The sequence below is a fragment of the Vreelandella hamiltonii genome (assembly GCF_014651775.1).
Lineage (GTDB): Bacteria > Pseudomonadota > Gammaproteobacteria > Pseudomonadales > Halomonadaceae > Vreelandella > Vreelandella hamiltonii.
On sequence record NZ_BMXN01000007.1, the window covers coordinates 68,097 to 92,558 of the forward strand.

Below are 24,462 nucleotides of genomic sequence, written 5' to 3' on the forward strand. Positions count from 1 at the left end.
TAGACACAAGGGTTGTCTTTTTAGACTTTGGTCTGAAGAGGGTGAAACGGCTGCTAAACTGCCGTCTTTATTAGGGGGGAAACCAGCATGACACTTGCCGATATTGCCCGGCTGGCCGGGGTCTCGCGCACCACGGCAAGCTATGTAATCAACGGCCAGGCCGAACAGCGGCGAATCAGTGCCGCCACCATCGAAAAAGTCATGGCGGTGGTGCGCCAGTATCGCTACCACATCGACCCACAGGCCGCTGCCCTGCGCCGTGGCGCAAGCCGTTTGATTGGCTTGATCGTTCCAGATCTTGAAAACATCAGCTATGCCCGGCTGGCCAAGCGGCTGGAGCGGGGCGCTCGTGAGCGGGGCTATCAGCTTTTGCTGGTCAGCTCCGATGATTGTGCCGAGAGCGAGCGAGCGCTGGCGCTGGCGCTACGGGCCCAGCGTTGTGAAGTGCTGATCACCGCCAGTTGCCTGCCGGAAAACGACCCCTTTTATGCCGACCTGGCGGAAGAGGGTTGGAGCGTGGTGGGCATGGACCGTGGGCTTGCACCGCACCGCTTTGCCAGCGTGGTCAGCAATGACCAGCAAGCGGCGTATGCGTTGACCCGTTCGGTCATCCGCCCCACCACGCGCACGGTGGCATGGCTGGATGCGATGCCCGAGCTGTCGGTGAGCCGGGAACGGCGGGCCGGATTTCAGCAGGCGCTGGCCGGTCGGAATATCCAGGCGCTGACGTTCAGCGGCGAGCGCTACGAACGCGATGTCGGGGTCGCGTTGGCACGTCAGGCGTTCGAGAACGGCTCGGTGGATGCGCTGGTCACCGCGTCCTATGCCTTGATGGAGGGTGTCTTCGACGAGCTGCTGGCCAGGGGCGGATTGTCCGCGTCGCTGCGGCTGGCCACGTTTGGCGATCATCGGCTGCTGGATTTCCTGCCTCAGCCGGTCAATTCGGCACTGCAGGATTACGACCGCATTGCCGAGCTGACGCTGCAATGTGCACTGGATGCCATGAACGGGCGTTACCAGCCTGGCCAGCAGGTGGTCGAGCGCCACCTGCGTTCCCGCTGAATACTCAGATGTGAGGCGAATGCCCGGGTGGCGCTCACACCGAGCGCGCCTGGGCCCAGGCGTTGGCATCGGGAATGGCCATGTCGTAGTGCTCCCCCAGGTAAGGGGAGGAGAGCAGGAAATCGGCGCTGGCGGCGTTGCAGGCCACCGGTACGTTCCACAGGGCGGCCAGGCGCAGCAGGGCCTTGACGTCCGGGTCGTGGGGTTGGGGGGCGAAGGGGTCCCAGAAGAAGATCAGAATATCGAGCTGCTGCTCGGCAATCCGAGCGCCAATTTGCTGGTCGCCGCCCAATGGCCCGCTCATCAGCCCTTCCACCTGCAGGCCCAGCGAGGTGGTCAGCCGACCCGAGGTCGTGCCGGTGCCCACCAAGGTGTGCTGGCTGAGCGTATCCTTCCAGCGCTCCGCCCACGCCAGCATCTCCGTTTTCTTGCCGTCGTGGGCAATCAGCGCGATGCGCTTGCGCGCGGGCAGCGTACGTACGGCTTGGCGGGGTGGGCGGGCATCGGTCATGTCAGGCTCTCCAGAGCTAGGATTAGTCGGCGTCAACGGCCAGCACTTTCATTGTGTTAGTGCCGCCATGGGCGTTCATGTGGTCGCCTCGGGTAAGAATGACATGCTCGCCCGGGCGTGCCAATCCGTGGGTCTTGAGCAGTTTGATGGCTTCTGCATTGACCTGGTCTGCCGCCATCTGGCTGGTATCGAACGGCAGCGAGACCACGCCGCGATAGAGCGCCATGCGGCGCTGGGCAATCGGGCTATGGGCCAGGCCGACGATCGGCAAGCCGGAGCGGATGCGTGACGCAATCAGCGGGGTGTAGCCGGTGGAGGTCATGCAGGCGATGGCGCGCACGCCCGTCAGGTGGTTGGCGGCGTACATGGCCGACAGGGCGATGGTTTCATCGATGCGCTCGAAGCCCTCGTGAATCCGGTGCCCGGACGCCTGGGCCACCCGCTCCCGCTCGGCCCCCAGGCAGACGCGGTTCATGGCTTCAATGGTTTCGACCGGGTAGTCGCCTGCGGCGGTCTCCGCCGACAGCATCACCGCATCGGTGGCATCCAGCACGGCATTGGCCACGTCGAATACTTCGGCGCGGGTGGGCAGCGGCGACTCGATCATCGACTCCATCATCTGGGTGGCGGTGATCACGGCGCGATTCAGCGTGCGGGCGTGCTTGATGATGCGTTTTTGGGTGCCAATCAGCGCTTCGTCGCCAATTTCCACGCCCAGGTCCCCCCGGGCAACCATGACCGCCTCGGAGGCCACGATGATGGCGTCCAGGGTTGCGTCGTCCGCCACGGCTTCGGCCCGCTCCAGCTTGGCCACCAGGCCGATCTCCTTGCCTGCTTCCCCCAGCAGGGCGCGGGCTTCCTGCATGTCGGCCGCGCTGCGGGGAAACGACACGGCCAGGTAATCGACGCCAATCTCGATGGCGGTCTGCAGGTCCTGCTTGTCCTTGTCGGTCAGCGCCGGGGCGGAAAGACCGCCACCCTGCTTGTTGATGCCCTTGTTGTTGGAAAGCTTGCCACCCACGTGTACCCGGGTGTGCACTTCCTGCCCGCTAATCGAGGTGACGTCCAGCACCACGCGGCCGTCGTCGAGCAGCAGCCTGTCGCCCGGGCGCACGTCCTCGATCAGCGCCTTGTAGTCGCAGCCAACTCGCTCGGTGGTGCCTTGCTGGGCATCCAGCGTCATGTCGAGCACGAAGGGCTGGCCGACCTCCAGCTGCACGGACCCTTCGATAAAGCGCGAGATGCGAATCTTGGGCCCTTGCAGGTCGCCCAGCGCTGCCACGCTGCGGCCCAGGCGTTGGGCAATCTCGCGCACGTCGTTGAGCCGACGACGATGGTCATCTGCCGAGCCGTGGGAGAAGTTGAGGCGCACTACGTCCACGCCCGCCTTGAGCATGGCCTCCAGCACGCCGGGGCGGTCACTGGCCGGGCCTAGCGTGGCCACGATTTTAGTACGACGAAGCGGCGAAGAGGGCGCTGGGGTGGTCATGGGGCAGACTCCTGAATAGGTAGGGGCAACGCTCGAAACAGGCAGCTGCGGTGCGTTGCCGCGCAGGCCGATGAATCGGTCATTAAGTATTGGACTACGATAGCCTTTATATAGTAATTTTACTACATATTGGATAGTTATTAGCCTTTTGGGGCGGTTATGGCAGGTTTTAATCGGCCTTCAGGTGATTAAAGACGTATTTTTAGTAATTTTTTTACTGAATACGCCATCGACGACCACTGCTTGATAGAGGTGCTACCATGACAATAAGAGTTGCCATTAACGGTTTTGGACGGATCGGCCGCAACGTGCTGCGCGCACTGTATGAAAACGGCTACCGTGACCGCGTTCAGGTGGTTGCCATCAACGACTTGGGTGACCCTTCATTGAATTCCCACCTGCTGCGCCACGACACGGTGCACGGCCACTTTCCCTTCACGGTAGAGCACGACGCCGAGAGCATCACCGTGGACGGTGACCGAATCGCCATTTCCTCCGAGCGCGACCCGGCCAATCTGCCCTGGTCAGCCCTGAACGTGGACCTGGTGATGGAGTGTACTGGCCTGTTCACCAAGCGTGACGCGGCGGCCAAACACCTTGCCGCCGGTGCCCAGCGGGTGCTGATCTCGGCGCCCAGCCCGGATGCCGATGCCACCGTGGTCTACGGCGTCAACGACGACGTGCTCACTGCCGAGCACAAGGTCGTTTCCAACGCTTCGTGCACCACCAACTGCCTGGCCCCCGTGGCGAAAGCGTTGAACGATGCCGTGGGCATCGAGAACGGTCTGATGACCACCGTGCACGCGTACACCAACGACCAGAACCTGTCGGACGTCTATCACTCGGACCCGTACCGGGCACGCAGTGCCACGCACTCGATGATTCCCACCAAGACCGGTGCGGCTCAGGCGGTTGGTCTGGTGCTGCCGGAGCTGGCGGGCAAATTCGATGGCCTGGCCGTGCGAGTGCCCGTGATCAACGTGTCACTGGTCGACCTGACATTCACCGCCGGGCGTGACACGACCAAGGAAGAGATCAACGCCATCGTCGAGAAAGCCGCTGCAGGCTCTGCAGTGCTGGATGTCAATGCTCAGCCGCTGGTGTCGATTGACTTCAACCACAACGCCCACTCGTCGATTTTCGATGCCAATCACACCCGTGTGAACGGTCGGCTGGTGAAGATCATGGCCTGGTACGACAACGAGTGGGGCTTCTCCAACCGTATGCTGGATACCGCCATCGCCATGCAGAAAACCGCCTGATCAGGCGTTTCAAGGGCAGGTGTCGCCCAGCAGCAGCTCGGTCTTGAGCAGCTGCTGGGCCTTGGGGATGCGACCCAGAATCATCTTGGCCGCCGTACGCCCTTTGCCAGCACTGTCCTGGCGCACCGTGGTCAGTCGCGGTGCCCGGTACTGCCCTTCGGCAATCCCGTCGAACCCGGTAATGCGCAGCGTGTCGGGCACGCCGATACCGCGTTGCTCGGCCATTGTCAGCGCTGTCAGCGCGATGCGATCAGACATGCACAGCAGCAGGTCGGGGCGTTGGCTGGCGGGCTGATCGAGTATCTCGGTGAGTACCGGGGCGCACACATCGAAGACATTTTCCTCGATATTCCATAACGGAATCTTTTCGGTATCGAAGCCATGTTCGGCAAGCGCTGCGTGAAAGCCTGCCAGCCGCGCGCGGCTGATGGTGCTGCTGTCGGGCAGCAGCGTATGCGCAGCGGTCACCCGTCCATTGCAGTGCTCTTTGGTCAGCCGCAAATTGATGATGGCAGGGCGTTCGGGCCGTTGCTGCAGGGCGTGCATGGCCATGGCGTAGCTGGCGTCACGGTCGTCGATATGCACCGTCGGGCAGCCGTCGATGTCGAAATCCACTGAAACCAGCGGCCGCTGGGTGGGCAACTCATCGATCATCTTGCCATTGGGCATCAGCCCGTAGACGATGAAGCCATCGGCAATGTTGGCGGAATTGGGTAGCTGTGACGCGTGTCCGCGCCCCGGCAGCAGCAGCAGGGTATGCCCGTGGGCATCGAGCACCTCTGCCACGCCGGAGAGAAACTCGCTGGCCACGGCATCGTTGAGGCTGTAGGTCAGGCTCTCGGCCAGGATGACCGCCACGATGCTGGAGCGGCCGGTGCGCAGGCTGCGTGCCTTGGCATCGGGGCCGTTGTAACCCAGCCGCTTGGCTTCGCGCAGGATGCGTTCGCGCAGCAAGGGGGAGAGCTGGTCCGGGCGATTGAAGGCATTGGAAATCGTCGCGGTGGAAACGCCAAGTTCCAGCGCCAGGTCTTTTAGGGTCATTCGACGGGAAACGGTCACGGTGCTTCCTGAGCAGGTTAAGTAGGACGCAGGCTAATTATTCGAGTGTTGCACAGGATAGCGGCCCTGAGGGGGCCAAGACTACCCTTCATTGAAGGGCGCTTGGGTCAGGGCCGAAGAGGGCGATCTGGGGTTCAGGCCGCCGAACGTCTGGCCGACAGCGTCAGTGCGCTGCCGCTTTCATCGAACAGGTGTACATGCGCCTGGTCGGGCACCAGCGACACTTGCTGACCCTCCTGCCATTGGCTGGGGGCCTCGCTGCGATGAATCAGCAGCGTACTGCCTTCCTTGGGCTCCAGGTAGACATACACCTCGTTACCCAGATACTCGACATTGACGATGTCGAAGCAGTTGTCGCCTTGCGGGGCTTCCAGGCGCAGGTGTTCGGGGCGTACTCCCAGGGTCAGGCCCGTGCCGGGCGAGTAGCTTTCTGCCGATTGTGGCAGCGCCAGTTCGCCAATGCCCGTGGCCTTGACTCGGCAGCCGTCGGTGGAGCCGCTGGTCAACTGGGCCGGCAGGAAGTTCATGGTGGGCGAGCCAATGAAGCCTGCCACGAATTTGGTGGCCGGGCGCTGGTAGAGTTCGTGGGGGCTGCCCACTTGCTCCACATGGCCACGGTTGAGGACCACGATCTTGTCGGCCAGGGTCATGGCTTCCACCTGGTCGTGGGTGACGTAGATCATGGTGGAGCCCAGCCGGTTGTGCAGGCGGGCGATTTCGTTGCGCATCTGCACCCGCAACGAGGCATCCAGGTTGGAGAGCGGCTCGTCGAACAGCAGTATGCGCGGCTCACGGGCCATGGCGCGGCCCATGGCCACCCGCTGGCGCTGGCCTCCCGAAAGCGCCTTGGGCTTGCGGTGCAGCAGCTCTTCGAGCTGAAGGATTTTGGCGGTGGTCATGACCCGCTCGTGTACCGTCTCCTTGGCAGTCTTGGCCAACTTCAGGCCAAACGCCATGTTGTCGTAGACGGTCATGTGGGGGTAAAGGGCGTAGGACTGAAACACCATGCCCACCCCGCGCTCCCGTGGGGGCAGGTCGTTGACCACCGTGCCGCCAATGTTCAGGTCGCCGTCGGTGATCGACTCGAGCCCGGCGATCAGGCGCAGCAGGGTGGACTTGCCACAGCCGGAGGGGCCAACGAACACGACGAATTCACCGTCACCAATCGCCAGATCCACATCCTTGATGATGTGGTCACGTCCAAAGACCTTGTTGACCTTTTCAAGCGTAACACTTGCCATGGTAACTCCTTGCCGACCTCGACCCGCGATCGGGTCGGCTATCATTATTGAAGGTAACGGTGGCGGTCAGGCAACCTGCATGAAGGCAGCCTGGTACGCCGGTAGCGTCAGCGCGCTGCCGTCCCGGGTGGCGGTGAAGTTGGCCACGGCCAGGTCATTGGTCACTTCGACGGGCAGTGAAGCTCGCTGGGTCTGGCCGGTCAGGTTGAAGACACACAGCAGCGTTTCATCGCCTTTTTGCCGGGTAAAGCCCAGCAGGTCGTCGCCGACGTCCACGAGGTTCAGGTCACCATCGAACAGCGCGGGGTGCTGGCGCCGGAAGGCCAGCAGGGCGCGTACGCTATTGAGCGTGGCGTTGGGGTCATCCTGCTGGCGGCTTACCGATAAGGCCAGATGGCGGGGCTCCATGGGCAGCCACGGCTCGACTGCCGAGAAGCCGCCCTGTTCGCCATCGTTCCAGGGCATCGGCGTGCGGCAGCCGTCGCGGCCCTTGAACTCGGGCCACAGCACTTTGCCATAGGGGTCTTGAATGCGCTCGAAGGGCACGTCGGCTTCCGGCAGGCCCAGCTCTTCACCCTGGTAAAGGCACACGCTGCCGCGTAGCGAAAACAGCATGGCCAGCATGACTTTGGGGTAGGCATGCGGGTCTTCTTCGGAGCCCCAGCGGGTGGCGCTGCGCACTACGTCGTGGTTGGAAGTGGCCCAGCAGGGCCAGGCGTCTCCCGCCAAACGCTGGAAGCGCTCGATGACTTCGCGCAGGTAGCGCGCCGAATGGGGCATGTTGAGCAGGTCGAAGGTGTAAGCCATGTGCAGCTTGTCACCCCCGGCGGTGTACTCGGCCATGCGTTCCAGCGGATTGTCGTCGCCGATTTCGCCCACCGTCGTGGTGCCGGGGTACTCATCCATCAGCGCGCGCAGGTCCTGCAGGAAGCCCAGGTTCTCCGGGCGGCTGAGGTCGTAGACGTGGCGCTGCCAGGTGTAGGGGTTGGCTTCCGGGGCGCCCAGGGTTTTGGCTTCGCCTTTGGGCACCGGCGGGTTGTCCCGCAGCTCGGCATCGTGGAAGTAGAAGTTGACCGTGTCCAGACGGAACCCATCGACGCCCAGATCGAGCCAGAAGCGCATGTTGTCCAGCTGCGCCTGACGCGCTTCCGGATTGTGGAAGTTGACGTCCGGCTGGCTGGTCAGGAAGTTGTGCAGGTAGTACTGCTGGCGGCGGGAGTCGAAGGTCCAGGCCGGGCCGCCAAAAATCGACAGCCAGTTGTTGGGTGGCGTGCCATCGGGCTTGGGGTCCGCCCAGACGAACCAGTCCGCCTTGGGATTGGTGCGATCCTGGCGGCTCTCCTTGAACCAGGGGTGCTGGTCCGAGGTGTGGCTGATCACCTGATCTATCATCACCTTCAAGCCCAGCGAGTGGGCCTTGGCCAGCAGCGCCTTGAAGTCGTCCAGGGTGCCGAACATCGAGTCCACGTCGCGGTAGTCGCTGACATCGTAGCCAAAGTCGAGCATCGGCGAGGTAAAGAAGGGCGAGAGCCAGATGCCGTCCACGTTGAGCGATGCCACGTAGTCCAGCTTCTCGGTGATGCCGTTCAGGTCACCCACGCCGTCGCCACGGCTGTCCAGAAAGCTGCGCGGGTAGATTTGATAAATAACGCCGCCGCGCCACCACATCGTATTGTCTTGCATACCATCGTTCCTTAAAAACGGTTGCTGAGAGTCATCAGCGAATTCATTGAGAGCGTCTATCGGGTCAGCCTTTCACCGCGCCAGCCGTCAGGCCAGACACAATGCGGCGCTGGAAGATGATCACCAAAATCACTAGCGGCACGGTCACCACGACGGACGCGGCCATGATCGGCCCCCAGGGCAATTCATAAGCACTGCCGCCCGAGAGCAGGGCGATGGCCACCGGCACCGTGCGCTGGGCATCGGTGAGCGTGAAGGTCAGCGCGAACAGGAACTCGTTCCAGGCGGCAATGAAGGCCAGCAGTCCGGTGGTGGCCATGGCGGGCCACATCAACGGTAAAAACACTTTGGTGATGGTGATCCAGGGGGTGGCACCATCCATGATCGCGGCCTCTTCCAGCTCCATGGGCAGCTGCTTCATGAACGTGGTCAGTACCCAGACGGTGAACGGCAGGGTGAAGATGGTGTAGCTGAGAATCAGGCCCGCCGGGTTGTTGTAAAGGTTCAGCGCGCGAATGACCTCGAATAGCCCCGACAACACCGCCACCTGGGGGAACATGGATACCCCGAGGATCACCAGCAGCACCGTGGAGCGACCGCGAAAACGTACCCGCCCAAGCGCATAGGACGCGGTGATGCCCAGCAGCAGCGCAATGAACACCACGCTGAACGCGACGATGATCGAGTTGAAGATGGCGCGCAGGAAGCTGGTCTGGCTGAAGATTTGAACGTAGTTGTTCAGGTTCCAGTTGGAGGGCCACAGTTCCACGCGAAACAGGTCGCTGGAGGGTTTGAGCGAGGTGATCACCGCGTAGTAGAACGGGAAGACCGCGTACACCATGATGAGCGCAATCAGCGCCCAGAAGCCGACGCGTTTGGCTATTTTGGCTAGCTGACGAGTGGTCATCAGTCACCTCCCAGTTGGATCTTGTTGCGGCCCAGATAGAGGTAGGCAATGGTGGCCAGCGCAATGATCAGGAACAGCAGCGTGGAGGCCGCGCTGCCGTAACCGACATCCTGAAACTCGACCAGCTGCTGGCGGGCGTAGACCGACATCGACATCGTGCTGGTGGAGTTGGAGGTCAGTACGTAAATCACGTCGAATACGCGCAGCGCATCCAGCAGGCGGAAGATCACCGCCACCATCAGCGCGGGTGTGATCAGTGGCAGCGTGACCTTGAAGAACACACGAACCGGATGAATGCCGTCGACTTCGGCGGCTTCGTAGCAATCCTTGGGCAGCATCTGCAGCGCGGCCAGTACCAGCAGCGCGACAAAGGGAATGGTTTTCCACACGTCCACCATGATGACCGCCCACATGGAGTAGGTGGCGCTGGCGGTCCAGGCAATCGGGTTGTCGATGATGCCGACGGCCATCAGCATATGATTGATGATGCCGAACTGGTCGTTGAGCATCCATGCCCACATCTGGGCAGAGACGATGGTCGGGATGGCCCAGGGGATCAGTACCGCGGCCCGAACGATCACCCGGCCCTTGAATTCGGCATTCAGAATCAGCGCCACGATGACACCGAAGATGACTTCCAGTGAGACGGACACCACCGAGAAGTAGACCGTGTTCCAGACCGAGCGCCACCAGATGGGGTCGGCCAGTACGCCAAACCAGCGACCATCGTCATACACCAGATAGTTTTCGAAACCGATCAGGTTGGCCGCGCCCAGGTCCGATAGCGATGCGTCGGTAAAGCTCAGAAAGAACGTCCGCAGCAGCGGCCAGCCAGCCACCAGAGTCAGGGCGATCAGCATGGGGGCCAGAAACAGCCAGGCCGCCTTGACCCGTTGGCGGCGCACCTTGGTGCCGCGCTGGCGCCTTGGGGGCGCTATGGAACGCGCCCCGGAGGGCGCGTCGTGGTGAGAAGTGCTCGGCATGGGAGTCTCCGCAATTACCAGTTACGACGCTTCAGGCGCAGCAGTTCGCCTTCCAGGTCGGCAACTCCCTGGGCGCCATCCTTGTTGCCGGAAAGTACGTCATGGGTGGTGCTGAAAAAGGCGTTGCTGACCCGGCCATAGGCATCGCCGGTAGGTGCAGACGGACGCGCGACGGCATTGGTGAACGTGTCGTAGAGCGTGCCGAAGAAGGGCACCGCTTCCAGTACTTCCTGGTCCTGGTAGAGCGCATCGATGGTGGGGTTGTAGGACGCCTGAATGGCGCGACGTTTCTGCTCTTCCTCGCCCGTCAGGTAAGCCACCAGGTCGGCCGCCAGTTCGGGGTTGTCGCTATAGCGAGAAACCGCCAGGTTCCAGCCGCCCAGGCCCGCAGCGCTTTGCCCGTCATCACCACCGGCCGGCAGCTGGACCACGCCCACCTTGCCGCGTACGTCGCTGTCATCGCTTTGGGCCAGCGCCCAGGCGTAAGGCCAGTTGCGCATGAACACCGCGTTGCCGCCCTGGAAGACCCCGCGGGCTTCCTCTTCGGTGTAGTTCAACACGCCTTCCGGGGCGATATCGCCTACCCAGGAAGCCGCCAGGTCAAGGGCCTGTGCGGCGCGCTCGTTGTTGATGGTCACTTCGCCGTCGTTATCGACCACGGTACCGCCGCCAAAGCTGGCGACCCATTCCAAGGCGTTGACGGTCAGCCCTTCATAGGCGCGCCCTTGGAATACGAAGCCCTGCATGCGGCTGTTGCCTTCGTCACGTTCGGCCGCTTGAATCTCGCGGGCCGTCTCGGTGAGTGCCTGCCAGGTGGTCGGAACGTCATGACCGTGCTTTTCCAGCAGGTCTTCCCGGTAGTACAGCACGCCCGCATCGGTAAACCAGGGCATGGCGACCAGACGATCATCGATGGTGTTGTTGACCACGATCGTCTCGAAATGGCCCGCGGCTGCGTCGTCACCCAATACCTCGCGAAGATCGAGCAGGTGATTGGCCAACAGGCCGGGCCACACCACGTCGATCTGCATGACGTCGATATCGCTGGAGTTGGCCGAGAGAATCTGCTGGTAAAGCGACAAACGCTCGGTAGAGGAGTTGGGTGTGGAGACCACGTCGACCTGGTGGCCAGTTTTTTCTTCCCAGGCCCGAACGCCCTCCTGGCAGAGGGTCAGCTCTGCACCCACGGCTCCACAGGAGATGGTCAGGTCGGCGGCCTGAGCGGCACCGCTGATGCTGGCAAGGCTGGCTAAGGTAATCGCAGACGAAAGAAGAGTCTTTTTCATAACGGCGTTCCTCGACGTTTATTGTTGTGGGAGTGAAGTGACAAAGCGCTGACGGCGCCAACTTAAACGATTAAGTTGAGTGCCAGTTAGCCGTCTGTCGGCATGAAGTTCAATAGCGACTTTTGTCTAACGTGGCGGATAGTGTTTTTGCCAAGTGAAATAGGCAGTTAGACATTGGTCGATAATTAGTAAAAGCTTGTTGGTTTACTAACACTTAATCGATTAAGTTTTAGTGGCTGTCGCTCTCCGGCTCAAAACAGAAGTTGCTTTGCAACATTCAAGGGAAAGCGGTGCCTGGAGCCAGCGTCACGATCAGAACAATAGCGGTTTAAAAACAATAGGATTTAAAACAATGCACAAGACAGCATTCAAGACGCCGCTGGCCATTGCGGTGGCAGCCGCAAGCCTGGGCATGAGCGGTTTGGCCAGCGCCAACCTGTCCCTCGAAGAACGTTTTGCCGAGCTTGAGGCACGCATCGCGGCGGCCGAGCAGCGTGCAGACGCTGCCGAGCGTCGTGCCGAGCTGGCGGAGCAGGGTGCAACGCCACCCCCATCCAGCGCCCCGGCGGCCGCCACTACCGATGCCGACATCGAAGAGCGCTTGGCGCGAGTAGAGCGACAGGCCAGCGGTGATGAAGGCTTTTCGTTCAACGTCTACGCCCGCTCTGGCCTGCTGCTGGGTGAAGATCGCAAGAGCATCGATGGCGGCCCCTATGTGACTCCAGCCGGTAACCTGGGCGGTGCCGTGGGTCGTCTGGGCAACGAGCCCGATACCTACACCGAAGCCATTCTCAACTACCGCATGCAGTTCGATAACGGCGCCCGCGCCCGTTACACCACCATGCTGGCCGCTGGCACCAACTCCAGCAACGATTGGGTTGGCGACGATACCAACCTCAACGTCCGTCAGGCCTATGCCGAGTTCAGCGACCTGCCCAGCTTCACCGGGGCCTTCGAAAATGCCTCCATCTGGGCGGGTAAGCGCTTCGACCGGGATAACTTCGATATCCACTGGCTGGACAGCGACGTCGTGTTCCTGGCCGGTACCGGTGGCGGTATCTACGATATTCAACTGGCCGATAACTGGAAGTCCAACTTCTCGCTGTATGGCCGTAGCTTCAGTGACTTTGACGTCATCAACCGCGAAAACCCCGGCCTGGACGGTGAAGGCAGCAACACCGACAACCTGATTCTGACCTCCAACAACTACTTCGGTAACTGGCAGGTCATGGCGAACGTGATGTCGGCCGCCGATAACGACGAGCGCGACATCGGCGTAGGCCAGACCGCCGCCGACAGCGGCTGGCATACCATGGTGGCGTACCACGGCGACAGCTTCTTTGGCCTGGGCGAGGGTAACTTCAAGGCGGCGTTGCTGCACGGCCAAGGGCTGGGTGCGGAAGTGAAAGGGCTGGGGAGCAATGGCGACCTGACCGACGACGCCACGGCGACCCGCCTGGCGGTCTACGGAACCACTTACATTGCCCCGCAGTGGCGCATTGCACCCTCGATTCTGGCAGAGGTCAGCGACGACCGGTTTGCCGATGGCGACAGCTACTCCTGGGCCACGCTGAACGTGCGCCTGGCCAACGAAATTACCCAGAACTTCGAGATGCAGTACGAGGGTAGCTACCAGTACATGGACCTGGACCCCAACGGTTTCAGCGATCGCAATGCCGTCAGCGGCAATTTCGGCAAACTGACCATTGCGCCCACTTTCAAGCCCGATGTCGGTGGCTTCTGGAAGCGTCCTGAAATTCGCCTGTTCGCCTCCTATACTGATTGGGATGCCGAGCTGAACGGCTATACCCTGGAAGACTCGTTCGGCAACGATGGCTTTACCGGTGGCCAGTGGAGCTTTGGCGTGCAGAGCGAAATCTGGTTCTGACCCATCGCACCATGCCTGGCAGGTTTCCTTGCCTGTTTCACCAATGCCGATTGCCCGCGCTCCGTCGCGGGCTTTTTGCTCGTCAGATTCGACCCAGGGAGGCACCGATGCTGCTGCTCAAGGAAAAACTGAAGGCGCCGCCGCTACCTCCCTGTACGGTGGCGCGCCCGCGTTTGAACGACCACTTCGCGTTGAACGAGCAGGTGCGCCTGCTGGTGGTTCAAGCGCCACCGGGCTATGGCAAGACCACGCTGCTGGCCGAGCGGCTGCCCGCCCTGGAGCAGCAGGCAAGCTGGCTGCGACTGGACGATCAGGACAATCAGACGCACCGCTTTCTGACCTACTGGCAGGCGGCCATGGACACACTGTTGGCCCCTCTGGTCACGCTGACGCCGGGGGATGACAGCGAATGCATTGCCCACATGGAGCGCTGGTTGACGGAGTTACCCGAACAGCACGCTCCTTGCCGACTGGTCGTGGATGGCTTCGAGCATCTTGCCAACCCCGAGATTCTTGCCGCGCTGGCCCACTGGCTGCGCCATCAGCCGCCCTGGCTCACCTTGACGCTGGCCAGCCGGTCACGCCCGGCACTGGGGCTGGCCAGCCTGCGCCTGCGCGGTGAGCTGGAAGAGATCGACCTGCACCGCCTGGCATTCGACAGTGAAGAGGCGCATACCCTGTGTGCCGAACAGCTGAGCTTTCCGCCTACCCGGGTGAGCCTGGAGCGCGCGCTACGCTTGAGCGGTGGGTGGCCCATGGCGCTCAACTGGCTGGTCGAGCGCACCACTACCCGGGCGGGATTCGATGCCTTGCTGGAACGGCTGAGCGGCGCGCATCCCGATTTCGTCGCCTGGTTCGACGAACTGCTGGCCACTACCTTGCCGAGTGAGGAGCGTGAACTGCTGCTTCAACTGGGAGTGCTGGAGCGGTTCTCTCCCGAACTGATGGCGCGGCTATTGGAAGGGGAGCGGTTGACGCAGCGGCTGGAGGCCTTCGAGCAGGCCGGGCTGTTCATCGAGCGGCCCGATCCGCATGCCCAGTGGTATCGCTTTCATCGCCTGTTTGGCGACTACCTGCATCACCGCCGCCATGAGCTGAGCCTGGCCACCCAGCGCACGCTGCATCAGCGGGCCAGTCAGGCCTGGCTGGCGCTCGATGACCCGGTCATGGCGCTGCGCCAGGCCATTCTGGCCGACGCGCCGGACCTGATCAGCCCATTGCTCATCGCGCAAGGGCCGGCATTGCTCTCCCAAGGCGCCTACGCACTGCTGGCCAGAGGGTTGGAGCGGCTGGGCGAGCCGCAGCTCGGCCAGTGTCCCGAGCTGGCGCTGCTTTATGGCTGGGTGTCTCATGCCCAGTTCCAGTTCGATATCACGGCCCGCGTGATTGGCTGGATCGAAGCTCAGCTGTACCTGCCGGAGTGGCAAGCGCTGGGCGCCGAATTTGCCACCTTGCGTGCCCAGCTGGCGATCAATCAGGGGAACGCCGAGCGCGCCGCGCCGCTGGCCGAGCAGGCGCTGGGGGTTCCGGCGCGTTACCTGGCATCGACGCCCCTGACGGCCACCGCGATCCTCAGTGAAGCGCGTTTCGTTCAGGGGCACCTGGAGGAGTCGCTGCTGAACGTGCGTGAAGTAGCGCGCCAGGCCCATCACCACGATGATCACCAGCGCCTGATATGGGCCTTTTGCCACCAGTCGGAAACGCTGGTGGCCCAAGGGCGTTTGCAGGCTGCCTACGATATTCAGGAGCGCGCCTTCGTGCATCTCGAGCGCGCAGAGCTCGAGCATCTGCCGGTGGCCGAGTTTCTCTATCGTATCCGCAGTCAGCTGCTCTGGGAGTGGCATCGGCTGGACGAAGCCGAGCAGGCGGCGCTCAAGGGCATTGCCGTGCTGGACAGCCAGGGTGAGCGCTGGACTCTGCAGTGCCATATTCAGCTGGCCAAGATTGCCCAGAGTCGTGGCGATCAGGCCCAGTGTGCCGACCATATTCGGCGACTGCGCAAAATTCTTGCAGAAGGCGATTACCATATCGACTGGGTCGCCAACGCCCACGCGACGCTGCTTAGCTGGTGGCAGTCGAGCCAGGACCTGGAGGCAGTGGAGCGCTGGCGCCAGGAAGCGCCGCCGCCCATCACCGACAGGGCCACCAACCATTTCGCCCAGTGCAACGTGCGCAACCACGCCCGGGCGCTCACGCTGCTGGGCCAGTGCGAGGAAGCCCGCACGCTGCTGGAGGCCCTCGAAGCGCACGCTCGGCAGTCAGGGTTGGTGACCGACGCCAACCGTAACCAGCTTTGCCTGGCCGCAGCCGCCTGGCATGCAGGAAGAAAAGAGCGCGCTCGCGAGCATATGCAGCAGGCTCTGAGCCTGGCGTCGCGCACCGGCCTGGTGGGCAGCTTTTTGCGGTTGGGCAAGCCGTTGGGGGAGCTGCTGGCTGGCCTGCTCGAAAGCGACTCGCTAGGGGCCCTCGAAAAAGCGAGGGCCGAGCGATTGATGGCGCTGGCAGGGCGTCAAAAGGATTTTGGCAGCGCCCGGCGTTTGATCCTCGACGAGACGGTGATTGCCGATATCGTGGCTCGCCCGGATGTGCCGGAACTGATTCGCACCTCACCGCTGACCCGCCGTGAGTGGCAGATCCTCGGGTTGATTCATGCGGGGCTATCCAACGAGCAGATTGCCGAGCAGCTCTCGGTGGCCCAGACCACCATCAAGACCCATATCCGCAGCCTTTACCAGAAGCAGAACATTCGTCGCCGGGAGGAGGCCATACACCTGGCGGGGCAACTGCTGGCCCATATTCACGGGGATTGACCCGGTGGGGAGGCTGCCCAGCGCCCTCGGTTCGCCTCCTCCTCTCGACTACGCCCGGTACTCCCTGCGGGGGAGGATTCGATCCCGCCGCGCAGCCTGCATCATGCCCTTATCACTGATAACAACCATAAGGATTCGCCATGATGCAGACACCTTCCACTTCACACTACGTTGGCAGCCAGGGGGCCGACTGGTGGCGCGGCGCAGTGATTTATCAAATCTACCCGCGCAGCTTTATGGATAGTCGCGGCGACGGCATTGGCGACCTGAGAGGAGTGATCGAGAAGCTCGACTACATTGCCTCTCTGAATGTCGACGCCATTTGGCTTTCGCCCTTTTTTACGTCGCCCATGAAGGATTTTGGTTACGACATCAGCAACTACCGCGATGTCGATCCAATGTTCGGCAGTCTGGAAGACTTCGACCGACTGGTCGAGGCGGCCCATGCCCGCGGGCTGAAAGTCACCATCGATCAGGTCATGTCGCACACCTCCGACCAGCACGTCTGGTTCGAGGAGAGTCGCCAAAGCCGCGATAACCCGAAAGCCGATTGGTACGTATGGGCCGACCCCAAACCCGATGGCGCGCCGCCGACCAACTGGCAATCCGTGTTTGGCGGCAGCGCCTGGCAGTGGGATACCCGACGCTGTCAGTATTACCTGCACAACTTTCTGGCCAGCCAGCCAGACCTCAATTTCCGCACCCCTGCCGTGGTCGAGGCCATTCTCGAAGAAGCGCGGTTCTGGCTGGAGCGTGGGGTCGATGGCTTTCGCCTCGATGCGGTCAATTTCTGTACCCACGGCGAGTTGAAGGATAATCCGCCGCGTCAGGAGATCACCGAAAGCTTTCTGGGTGTGCGCCCCGACAACCCCTATGGCTATCAGCTCCACCAGTACGACAAGACCCAGCCGGAAAACCTGGTATTTCTGGAGCGGCTTCGGGCGCTGCTCGATGAGTACCCCGGCGCCACCAGCGTCGGTGAAGTGGGGGATGACGACGCCCTCGGCGTCATGGCGGCCTACTCCCAGGGAGGGCAGCGGCTGCACATGTGCTACTCGTTCAACCTGCTGACCGACAAGGCCGACCCGACGTACCTGCACGAAACGCTGACCGAGATGGAAGCGCGGATTGGCGATGGCTGGCCCTGCTGGGCGCTGGGCAACCATGACGTCACGCGGCTGGCGACTCGCTGGCAGGCCCAGGGGCAGCTCGATAAGCTGCGTCTGTACATGGTGTTCTTGCTCAGCCAGCGGGGCAGCGTGTGCCTCTATCAAGGCGAGGAGTTGGGGCTGCCCGAAGCGCAGCTGACCTTCGAGCAGCTGGTGGACCCGGCAGGCATTACCTTCTGGCCTGCCTATAAAGGCCGTGATGGCTGCCGTACGCCGCATCCCTGGCAGGCAGATAGCCGCCATGCTGGCTTCAGTCTTGCCACGCCCTGGCTGCCGGTGCCCGAGGCCCATGCAGCGCTGGCAGTCGATCAGCAAGAGCAGAATGCCGATTCGCTGCTCAACGCTTACCGAGAGTTCCTGGCGTTTCGCCGCACCCAGCTCGCGCTGGTCAAGGGGGAGGTACGCTACCACCCGGTGCGTGACGAGGTGCTCTGCCTGGAGCGCACCTATCAGCAAACCCGCCTGTTGGTGGCGCTGAACTTCAGCGATCAGACCATTACCCGCTCGGCGCCCGAGCATGCTGAAGCACTGGAAGGCGCCCCCCATTGGCTCAAGGGCGAGTGGCAGGCAGGTACGCTGACGCTGCCGCCGTTTGGCGTGGCAATTGCCCGCTGCCCACAGGCTCAGGAGGATGCATCATGGGACGTTTGACCCTTGGCGGCATCGGCAAATCGTTTGACGGCGTCGAAATCTCCCGGGATATCGACCTCACCATCGAAGACGGCGAGTTCGTGGTGTTCGTGGGCCCCTCCGGCTGTGGTAAATCCACGCTGCTGCGCATGATTGCGGGTCTGGAGGACATCACCACCGGGGACATGCAGCTGGATGGCCAGCGGATCAACGAGATTCCACCCCAGGAGCGGGACATCGGCATGGTGTTCCAGTCCTACGCCCTCTACCCGCACATGAGCGTGGCCGAGAACATGGCGTTCGGGCTCAAGCTGGCGCGTACCGACAAGGCCGAGATTCGCCGTCGGGTGCAGCACGCCGCAGAAATGCTGCACCTCACCGAGCTTCTGGAGCGCAAGCCCAAGGATCTCTCTGGCGGCCAGCGCCAGCGGGTGGCCATTGGTCGTACGCTGGTGAAAGAGCCGGCGGTGTTTCTGTTCGACGAGCCGCTGTCGAACCTCGATGCCGCGCTGCGCGTGGACATGCGTATCCAGATTGCGGGGCTGCACAAGCGCTTGAACGCCACCATGATTTACGTCACCCACGATCAGGTCGAGGCGATGACCCTGGCAGACCGTATCGTGCTGCTCTCAAAAGGGCGTATCGCCCAGGTAGGCGCACCGCTGTCGCTGTACCACTTTCCCAACACGCTGGAAGTGGCGGAGTTCATCGGCTCCCCGCGCATCAATACCCTGCCGGTGACGGTGGTCGACCCCGGCCAGCACCGCACGCTGGTACGCCTGCACACCGGCGACAGCCTGGCGGTGGCCGTGAATGGGCAGCAGCTCAAGGCGGGTGATCAGGCCACATTAGGGCTGCGCGCCGAAGATTTCGTCGCCCCAGAACAGGCGGATGCAACCCTGGATGCCACGCTCATGGTGGCCGAAAAGCTGGGCTACGAGACCCTGGCCCATTGGCAAGTGGCGGGGCTGGAAACCCCCTTGACCCAACGCCTGGACGGACTGGCACGGCTGGCAGAAGGGCAGGCGTCTCGGCTGGGCATCAACGGCAAGCGCTGCCATTTGTTCGATGCCCAAGGGGATGCCTGCCCTCGCCAAGTGACGGTGGACGGGGTGAGCCAATAACGTTTTTTAGATTTTTTTCAAAAAGAGTGCATCCAATCGGTCTCCTCGTGTGTATCCCCTATACAGCCACGGCAAAAGTGGCTGATACACAACCCAAGGAGACTGACATGACCATTCAACATCTAACGCGTGCCACCCTCGCTGCGACCCTGATTGCATCCTTCAGTCAAGCGGCGCTGGCCGATGTGCCTGCCGACATCCAAGTGCCGGATGGCCATAGCGTCGCTCTGGAAACGGTGGGCGTAGGCGCGATTACTTACATGTGTGAAGCCAAGGACGACGGTAGCCTGGGTTGGGTTTTCAAGGGCCCCCATGCGGCGCTGAATGACCGCGAAGGCAATCAGGTCGGCAGCTACTACGGCCCGCCCGCTACTTGGGAATCACTGGACGGCTCCAAGCTGACCGCAACGCAGCTGGCCGTATCTCCCAACGGTGACGGCAACATTCCGCTGCAGCTGGTAGAAGCCAACCCGGCCGAAGGTGAAGGTGCCATGAACGGTGTCACTTACATTCAGCGCCTGGACACCCAAGGTGGCGTGGCACCCGACGTGGCTTGTGGTAGCGATAACGAAGGCGCCACCGCCGTGGTCACCTATCAGGCCGATTACATCTTCTGGACCGCTAACTGATCTCGGCAACGCTTCTATCGTGCGTTGACTGTGGGGGCTCGCATCGAGAGCCCCCAACTATTATCCTCACTGAACTGCGGCGACAGCGACCGGCGCGTTACCAGGGAGTGATGATGTGTCTGATGAAGTTGGGTCAACGGAAGTAACCGAATTCGATCATGTCGATGCGCTCGCTCGCATTGCCCGTGGCGATCAGGCGGCGCTTCACCTGCTGTATCAGCAGGAAGGCGCCAAGTTGCTCGGGGTGGTGTACCGCATCGTCAAGGACCGAGGCATGGCCGAAGACATCGTTCACGATGCCTGCTTGAACATATGGCAGCGTGCCGCCAGCTTCGATCCGCAAAAGGGGGCTGCCCGCACCTGGGTATTCAGTATCGCTCGCCACCTCGCACTCAATGCCATTCGTGGGCGTGAGCGCCATGTCTATACCGACCTGAACGACCCCCATGAGTTTGCCGACGACGATACCTTTCAGCACGCTTTCCAGGTCGAGGAAGCGTTCGATTGGCAAACCGGCGAGCGCATGGACGAGTGCTTGCAGCAGTTGGAAGCCGAGCGTCGCAACTGCGTTCTGCACGCCTATGTAGATGGGCTCAGCCACGCCGAGATTGCGGCACACACCAGCACCCCGCTGGGGACGGTAAAAGCCTGGATCAAGCGTAGCCTGCTGCGTTTACGGGAGTGTATGGCATGACACGAGCTCATGAATCCGATGATCTGCATGCCTTGGCAGGGGAGTACGTGCTGGGCACGCTGCCGATAGCCGAGCGTGAAGCGTTCGAGGCGCGTCTCGCCAACGAGCCTGCGCTGCAAAAGGCGGTCGCCGCCTGGGAAGAGCGATTTTTCCCCTATACCGCCATCGTCGACCCCGTCACCCCCTCCGATTACCTATGGCCGCGCATCGAGCGGAGCATGAAAGCATCCGCGGTACGGCCTACTGCGCCGGTAGTGACACCCGCGCGCGCGCCGGCTGCACCGCGCCGCCGATTGATGCACAGCTTACCGTTCTGGCGGGCCGCCACCGGGGCGGGCCTGGCGGCAGCGTTGGCGATGGGCGTCATGCTGAGCAACGTCACCACACAGCCCGCCGTACCCGAGTACATGGTGGTGCTACTGGCACCACAGACGCAGTCGGCAGGCTGGGTCGTGCAAGCGGCCAACCGCCAGGAGATTCAGCTGATCCCGCTGGGCACCTTCGAAGTGCCGGAGGGCAAGGCGCTGGAGTTCTGGACCAAGGCCGATGACTGGCAGGCACCCGTTTCCTTGGGGCTGGTGGAGCCGGGCCAGCCGCTGCGCCTGCGCCTGGACCAGCTCCCACCGCTGGAAGACAACCAGCTCTTCGAGCTGACCCTGGAAGAAGAGACCGGCTCGCCCACCGGCTTGCCCACCGGCCCCATCGAGTTCATTGGCCGCGCGGTGGAGATCTGAGTTTGCCTTCAGCCTATTCGCGGCGTTAGCCGAGCGCGTCTGTCAAAAGAAGGTCAAGCCGACCTGAAACAGCCGCTCGACGTCGCGGATACGCCGTTTGTCGATCACGAACAGAATCAGGTGATCACCGCTCTCCACGCGCACGTCGCCGTGGGCAATCATCACTTCCTTGCCGCGCACTACGGCACCGATGGTAGTGCCTTCGGGAAGCTCGATCTCATCGATGGTGCGGCCCACCACCTTGGAAGACTGCTTGTCGCCGTGGGCAATGGCCTCGATGGCTTCCGCCGCGCCCCGGCGCAGGGAGTGCACGTTGACGATATCGCCCCGGCGCACGTGGGTCAGCAGGCTGCCGATGGTGGCCTGCTGCGGGGAGATGGCGATGTCGATATCGCCACCCTGGACCAGGTCCACGTAGGCGGCGTTGTTGATCAGCGTGAGCACCTTCTTGGCCCCCAGCCGCTTGGCCAGCAGCGACGACATGATGTTCACCTCGTCGTCGTTGGTCAGGGCGCAGAAGATGTCGCAATCCTCGATGTTCTCTTCTTCCAGCAGGCGCTTGCTGGTGGCGCTGCCGTGCAGCACCACGGTGCGATCCAGCCGCTCCGAGAGCGTGGTGCAGCGCTCCAGGCTGTGCTCGATGATCTTGACCTGATGGCTATGCTCCAGATGCTCCGCCAGGCGTTCGCCGATGTTGCCACCCCCGGCAATCACCACCCGGCGGAAGTCGCGCTCCACCTTGCGCAGCTCGCTCATCACCGCGCGGATATCCCGCCTTGCCGCCAGGAAGAACACTTCGTCGTCGGCTTCGATGACCGTGTCGCCCTGGGGGATGATCGGCCGATTGCGCCGGTAGATGGCGGCGACGCGGGTTTCCACGTTGGGCATGTGCTTGCCCAGGAAGGCGAGATTCTGGCCCACCAGCGGGCCGCCGTAGAAGGCTTTCACCGCCACCAGCTGCACCAGCCCCCCGGCAAACTCCAGCACCTGCAGGGCGCCGGGATGCTCGATCAAACGGCGCACGTGGTCGGTCACCACCTGTTCCGGGCTGATCAAGACGTCGATGGGAATGGCTTCGTGGGCAAACAGGCCCTTGCGGGTGAGGTAAGCCGTGGAGCGAACCNGCAGCCCGCCTGGCGCAGCACGATGGGGTAGGAACCCGCACCGGTCACCGTGCGGATATCCAGCTTGGTGTGCAGCTCGCGTAGCTTGGCGCCGTCGGTGTCGACGACGGTGATGTCGTTTTCCTCGCGGGCAAGGTGCTCCGCCAGGGTGCCGCCCACTTGGCCGGCGCCAAGAATGATGATCTTCATAGGTAGTTAGGTCACTCCAGCGACATGTTAATGCAGATACTCACCTATCTAAAGGAGGCTGTCGAGGATAGGGAGCTTGAGATCTACTTTTGGTCTACAAAAAGGGCTTTTTTTACGCCTTTTTGACGGCTAACGCCTTAAACGCCATCGAATTTTTACGCGGGTAATCTCTAAGCTCAAGGTGCCAATCACAGGAGGCACTTTCATGAATATTGCATTGCTAATCATCGCGGCCGGCACAGCGGCGTATCTATTTTACGCGCTCATCTGCCCCGAGCGTTTTTAGGAGATCACCATGAACGATATGATCGCTATTTACGCTTTGGTGGCTTTGCTCAGCGTACCACTGGGTATCTACATTGCCCATGCACTAGGTGACCAGCCGAACCGGCTTGATACGCTCTTTGGCGTAATCGAAAAGCCAATCTACCGGTTGGCGGGCGTTAACAGTCAACATGCCATGACGTGGCAAGTGTACGCGCTAGCCATTCTTAAGCTGCATGTGGGCCTGATACTGCTGGCATGGCTAGTATTTATGTGTCAGGGACTGCTGCCACTCAACCCGGACGGCATCCCAGGCATGACATGGGACACGGCGCTGCATACAGCGGTGTCGTTTGCTACCAACACTAACCAGCAGCACTACTCTGGCCAAGCGCAGCTTTCGCACTTAAGCCAAACCTTCGCCATTGTCACGCTACAGTTCTTGACGCCCGCCACGGGGCTCGCAGTGTTGCTCGCCATTGTCCGCACTTTATTAGTCGCCAAACCTGCCAAGGTTTTAAACGGCGTCGGCAACTACTACCACGACCTTACCCGCAGCGTGGTGCGCGTTATGGTGCTATTGGCAGCGGTAGTCGCATTGTTGCTCACATGGCAAGGCGTACCTGCCAGTTATCAGGCCGCTCATCAGGTAAACATGCTGGATCCTCAGGTGGAAGAGGTGCAGACGATTCCCTTGGGCCCAGTGGCGTCCATGGTGGCGATCAAGCAGTTGGGTACCAATGGGGGAGGCTGGTACGGGCCCAACTCAAGTGTGCCGCTTGAGAACCCCACGCCGCTGGCGAATGTTATCGAAACTGCCTCAATTATGCTTATTCCCGTGGCGCTGCTAATTGCGATTGCTCTGATCAGCGGTCGACGCCGACTAATGATGGGCATTGGCGCCGTGATGATCGCGTTCTCACTGATTTCCACTTCTGTGGTGGTCTATTCAGAACGCATGCCCAATGCGGCTTTGCTCGAACTCTCCCAGCCGGGGGCCAATTTAGAAGGCAAGGAGCTGCGTTTTGGCACTGACCTTTCCGCCTTGTGGGGTAGCTGGACGACACAAACCTCCAACGGCTCGGTCAATGCCATGCACGATAGCTTCAATCCCATGGGCGGCATGATGCTGCTGATGGACATGTTTGTGAACGTAACGTTTGGTGGAGTGGGCGTCGGGCTAATTGGCTTCTTCCTCTATTTGATGTTGGCGGCCTTTGTGGGCTCGTTAATGGTGGGCAGATCACCAGAGTTATTTGGAAAACCCTTAGAGACCCGTGAAATGCGCTGGATTTCACTGGCGATTCTGGCTCAGCCGTTGGTCATCCTGGGGTTGAGCGCGCTGACCGTGGCGATGCCAAACGCGGCCGCCAATTCAAACCCAGGGTTTCACGGTTTATCCCAAGTGCTTTACGAGTTTACCTCTGCATTTGCCAATAACGGCTCTGGTTTTGAAGGGCTGGGCGATGACACAACCTGGTGGAATATTGCCTGCGTGTTCGCCCTGCTGATTGGTCGCTTCTTACCCATGCTAGTGCCATTAGCCGTCGCCGGTTGGTTGGCTGCCAAGCGCACGGCACCGGCGGGCCGCGGCACTTTGCCCATGGATAGCCCTGCTTTTATGGGCTTAACGGCAGGGGTGATTGTAATCGTCAACCTGCTTGGCTTCTTACCGGCGTTAGTGCTTGGCCCGATTGCAGAATCCGTCGTGCAAGGCTTCTAGG

At 61.7% G+C, this 24,462-nt stretch carries 19 protein-coding genes and 1 pseudogene; 11 read left to right on the forward strand and 9 right to left on the reverse strand.

Features of this window, described 5'->3' with window-relative positions:
• The first annotated feature begins 87 nt into the window (after nucleotides 1-87).
• Nucleotides 88-1,062, forward strand: a complete 975-nt coding sequence (cra, locus tag IE091_RS08395) for a catabolite repressor/activator (protein WP_039179511.1) — start codon at nucleotides 88-90, stop codon at nucleotides 1,060-1,062.
• A gap of 34 nt (nucleotides 1,063-1,096) precedes the next feature.
• Here cra and IE091_RS08400 read toward each other — a convergent pair whose 3' ends face one another.
• Both IE091_RS08400 and pyk read right to left on the reverse strand, forming a co-directional pair.
• Nucleotides 1,097-1,573 carry a methylglyoxal synthase gene (locus IE091_RS08400; RefSeq protein WP_039179513.1) on the reverse strand — a complete coding sequence of 159 codons (477 nt, stop codon included), beginning with the start codon at nucleotides 1,571-1,573 and terminating at the stop codon, nucleotides 1,097-1,099.
• 22 nt (nucleotides 1,574-1,595) lie between these two features.
• The gene (gene pyk / locus IE091_RS08405; protein ID WP_189463400.1) at nucleotides 1,596-3,062 is read right to left on the reverse strand and encodes a pyruvate kinase; all 1,467 of its coding nucleotides are present in this window, start codon (nucleotides 3,060-3,062) and stop codon (nucleotides 1,596-1,598) included.
• Nucleotides 3,063-3,322: 260 nt separating this feature from the next.
• On the opposite strand from pyk, the gene gap reads away from it, so the two are divergent.
• Nucleotides 3,323-4,324: a type I glyceraldehyde-3-phosphate dehydrogenase gene (gap, locus tag IE091_RS08410; protein WP_026001738.1), complete on the forward strand. Its 1,002-nt coding sequence runs from the start codon at nucleotides 3,323-3,325 to the stop codon at nucleotides 4,322-4,324.
• Between the two features lie 9 nt (nucleotides 4,325-4,333).
• Here gap and IE091_RS08415 read toward each other — a convergent pair whose 3' ends face one another.
• From IE091_RS08415 to IE091_RS08440, 6 genes are all read right to left on the reverse strand, one after another.
• Complete coding sequence (locus tag IE091_RS08415; protein WP_039179520.1) at nucleotides 4,334-5,365, reverse strand: LacI family DNA-binding transcriptional regulator; 1,032 nt, start codon at nucleotides 5,363-5,365, stop codon at nucleotides 4,334-4,336.
• A 152-nt stretch (nucleotides 5,366-5,517) separates the two neighbouring features.
• A complete protein-coding gene (locus IE091_RS08420; protein WP_039179523.1) occupies nucleotides 5,518-6,624 on the reverse strand; it encodes an ABC transporter ATP-binding protein in 1,107 nt (368 codons plus the stop codon).
• A gap of 66 nt (nucleotides 6,625-6,690) precedes the next feature.
• Nucleotides 6,691-8,307, reverse strand: coding sequence for an alpha-glucosidase family protein (locus tag IE091_RS08425; protein ID WP_189463401.1), 1,617 nt, complete (start codon nucleotides 8,305-8,307; stop codon nucleotides 6,691-6,693).
• Nucleotides 8,308-8,371: 64 nt separating this feature from the next.
• On the reverse strand, nucleotides 8,372-9,214 hold the full coding sequence (locus IE091_RS08430) for a carbohydrate ABC transporter permease (protein WP_189463402.1): 843 nt from the start codon (nucleotides 9,212-9,214) through the stop codon (nucleotides 8,372-8,374).
• Nucleotides 9,214-10,197, reverse strand: coding sequence for a carbohydrate ABC transporter permease (locus IE091_RS08435; protein ID WP_096922752.1), 984 nt, complete (start codon nucleotides 10,195-10,197; stop codon nucleotides 9,214-9,216). The genes IE091_RS08430 and IE091_RS08435 overlap by 1 nt, the downstream gene beginning before the upstream one ends.
• 14 nt (nucleotides 10,198-10,211) lie before the next feature.
• Nucleotides 10,212-11,483, reverse strand: coding sequence for an ABC transporter substrate-binding protein (locus IE091_RS08440; protein WP_144984408.1), 1,272 nt, complete (start codon nucleotides 11,481-11,483; stop codon nucleotides 10,212-10,214).
• A gap of 352 nt (nucleotides 11,484-11,835) precedes the next feature.
• Between IE091_RS08440 and IE091_RS08445 the strand changes: the two genes are divergently transcribed.
• The 7 genes from IE091_RS08445 (at nucleotide 11,836) to IE091_RS08475 (ending at nucleotide 21,161) form a co-directional block, all read left to right on the forward strand.
• The gene (locus IE091_RS08445; RefSeq protein WP_144984405.1) at nucleotides 11,836-13,371 is read left to right on the forward strand and encodes a carbohydrate porin; all 1,536 of its coding nucleotides are present in this window, start codon (nucleotides 11,836-11,838) and stop codon (nucleotides 13,369-13,371) included.
• A gap of 107 nt (nucleotides 13,372-13,478) precedes the next feature.
• Nucleotides 13,479-16,181 carry an HTH-type transcriptional regulator MalT gene (malT, locus tag IE091_RS08450; protein WP_189463403.1) on the forward strand — a complete coding sequence of 901 codons (2,703 nt, stop codon included), beginning with the start codon at nucleotides 13,479-13,481 and terminating at the stop codon, nucleotides 16,179-16,181.
• Between the two features lie 140 nt (nucleotides 16,182-16,321).
• Nucleotides 16,322-18,001 (forward strand): alpha-glucosidase, encoded by a 1,680-nt coding sequence (locus tag IE091_RS08455; RefSeq protein ID WP_039179542.1) that lies wholly within the window; start codon nucleotides 16,322-16,324, stop codon nucleotides 17,999-18,001.
• Nucleotides 17,989-19,104, forward strand: a complete 1,116-nt coding sequence (gene ugpC / locus IE091_RS08460) for a sn-glycerol-3-phosphate ABC transporter ATP-binding protein UgpC (protein WP_039179547.1) — start codon at nucleotides 17,989-17,991, stop codon at nucleotides 19,102-19,104. Before IE091_RS08455 ends, ugpC begins: the two co-directional genes overlap by 13 nt.
• Nucleotides 19,105-19,211: 107 nt before the next feature.
• On the forward strand, nucleotides 19,212-19,733 hold the full coding sequence (locus IE091_RS08465) for a DUF3455 domain-containing protein (RefSeq protein ID WP_039179550.1): 522 nt from the start codon (nucleotides 19,212-19,214) through the stop codon (nucleotides 19,731-19,733).
• A 115-nt stretch (nucleotides 19,734-19,848) separates the two neighbouring features.
• Complete coding sequence (locus IE091_RS08470; protein WP_096922757.1) at nucleotides 19,849-20,427, forward strand: sigma-70 family RNA polymerase sigma factor; 579 nt, start codon at nucleotides 19,849-19,851, stop codon at nucleotides 20,425-20,427.
• The gene (locus tag IE091_RS08475; RefSeq protein ID WP_144984396.1) at nucleotides 20,424-21,161 is read left to right on the forward strand and encodes an anti-sigma factor; all 738 of its coding nucleotides are present in this window, start codon (nucleotides 20,424-20,426) and stop codon (nucleotides 21,159-21,161) included. The genes IE091_RS08470 and IE091_RS08475 overlap by 4 nt, the downstream gene beginning before the upstream one ends.
• 42 nt (nucleotides 21,162-21,203) lie before the next feature.
• Here the strand turns inward: IE091_RS08475 and trkA are convergent.
• Nucleotides 21,204-22,474, reverse strand: a pseudogene (trkA, locus tag IE091_RS08480) (Trk system potassium transporter TrkA).
• Nucleotides 22,475-22,679: 205 nt separating this feature from the next.
• Between trkA and kdpF the strand changes: the two are divergent.
• Nucleotides 22,680-22,760, forward strand: a complete 81-nt coding sequence (kdpF, locus tag IE091_RS18650; protein ID WP_100731532.1) for a K(+)-transporting ATPase subunit F — start codon at nucleotides 22,680-22,682, stop codon at nucleotides 22,758-22,760.
• Between the two features lie 9 nt (nucleotides 22,761-22,769).
• Complete coding sequence (gene kdpA / locus IE091_RS08490; RefSeq protein WP_189463404.1) at nucleotides 22,770-24,461, forward strand: potassium-transporting ATPase subunit KdpA; 1,692 nt, start codon at nucleotides 22,770-22,772, stop codon at nucleotides 24,459-24,461.
• Nucleotide 24,462: the final 1 nt, after the last annotated feature.